Origin of the sequence: Phenylobacterium sp. (genome assembly GCF_030645195.1) — a bacterium.
In the GTDB taxonomy this organism is placed as follows: domain Bacteria; phylum Pseudomonadota; class Alphaproteobacteria; order Caulobacterales; family Caulobacteraceae; genus Phenylobacterium.
Genome location: NZ_JAUSLW010000216.1, coordinates 1 through 1,465 on the forward strand (window position 1 = coordinate 1; position 1,465 = coordinate 1,465).

2 protein-coding genes are annotated in these 1,465 nt (G+C 69.1%); both read left to right on the forward strand.

What is annotated here, in order from left to right; genetic code table 11:
- Positions 1–112: 112 nt before the first annotated feature.
- Positions 113–928, forward strand: a complete 816-nt coding sequence (gene phnK, locus Q7T09_RS19725) for a phosphonate C-P lyase system protein PhnK (protein WP_304701912.1) — start codon at positions 113–115, stop codon at positions 926–928.
- 7 nt (positions 929–935) lie between these two features.
- Positions 936–1,465, forward strand: a 530-nt coding sequence (locus tag Q7T09_RS19730; protein ID WP_304701914.1) for a phosphonate C-P lyase system protein PhnL, incomplete at its 3' end; no start/stop codon positions are given.

Genomic DNA, 1,465 nt, shown 5'->3' on the forward strand with positions numbered 1-1,465 from the left:
AGCGGATGTTCGTCTGCTCTGACAGCCACTTCTGCGCCGAGCGCCGCGCCGCCGGCCATGCCGGCCCCATGGCGGGCCACCAACTCGCCGCCCTCGACAAGGAACCGGCCTGATGGACGCCGCCGTACTGACCAAGCCGGCCTCGGGCATGACCCAGGCCGCCCCGCTGCTGCGGGTCACCAACCTCACCAAGTCCTACGGCCACGTGGTGGGCTGCCGGGACGTCGCCTTCGAACTGCGCCCCGGCGAAGTCCTCGGCATCGTCGGCGAGAGCGGGTCGGGCAAGACCACCCTGCTCAACGCCATCTCGGGCAAGCTGCCGCCCTCGGCCGGCAAGGTGGAGTTCGACACCCGGCTTTTCGGCCTGACCGACATCTACGCCCTGAACGAACCCGACCGCCGGCGCATGCAGCGCGAGGAATGGGGCTTCGTGCACCAGAACCCCCGCGACGGCCTGCGCATGCGGGTCTCGGGCGGCGCCAACGTCGCCGAGCCGCTGATGAACATGGGCGACCGACACTTCGGCCGCATGCGCAAGGCCACCATCGAGTGGCTGGAGCGCGTGGAGCTGGACACCCGCCGTATCGACGACAAGCCCCGCAACTTCTCCGGCGGCATGCAGCAGCGGATCCAGGTGGCCCGCAACCTGATCCACGGCCCGCGCCTGGTGTTCATGGATGAGCCCACCGGCGGCCTCGACGTCTCGGTCCAGGCCCGCCTGCTGGACCTGCTGCGCGAGCTGGTCCGCGACCTGGGCCTGGCCGTGATCATCGTCACCCACGACATGGCCGTGGCCCGTCTGATGGCTGACCGCCTGCTGGTCATGAAGAGCGGCTTCGTCGTGGAGACCGGCCTCACCGACCAGGTGCTGGACGATCCCCAGCACCCCTACACCCAGCTCCTCGTCTCCTCCGTCCTGCAGATCTAGGTCCCCCATGAGCACCCTTCCGCTGATCGTCGTCGAGGACCTGGCCAAGACCTTCGTCCTGCACAACGCCGACTCCGCCGCCATCCCGGTCTTCGAGCGCCTGAGCCTGGAGGTTTCCCCCGGCGAATGCGTGGTCCTGGCCGGGGAGTCCGGGGTGGGCAAGTCCACCCTGATGCGCTCGATCTACGGCAACTATCTGCCGACCCAGGGCTCGGTGCGCGTGCTGCACGACGGCGCCTATGTCGACATCACCCAGGCCCTGCCGCACCAGGTCCTGGACGTTCGCCGCCGGACGCTCGGCTATGTCAGCCAGTTCCTCCGGGTGATCCCGCGCATCTCCACCCTGCACCTGGTCATGGAACCGCTCCTCGAGAACGGCGTCGATCCGCAGGAGGCGCAGGACCGGGCCGAAACCCTGCTCTCGGCCCTGCGCCTGCCGCGGGCTCACTGGGACCTGCCGCCGGCCACCTTCTCCGGCGGCGAGCAGCAGCGGGTGAACATCGCCCGCAGCTTCATCCGCAACTATCCGGTCATGCT

Bases quoted from the DNA above. Each gene is read 5' to 3' on its own strand.
- phnK (WP_304701912.1), top strand. From the start codon at position 113: ATGGACGCCGCCGTACTGACCAAGCCGGCCTCGGGCATGACCCAGGCC.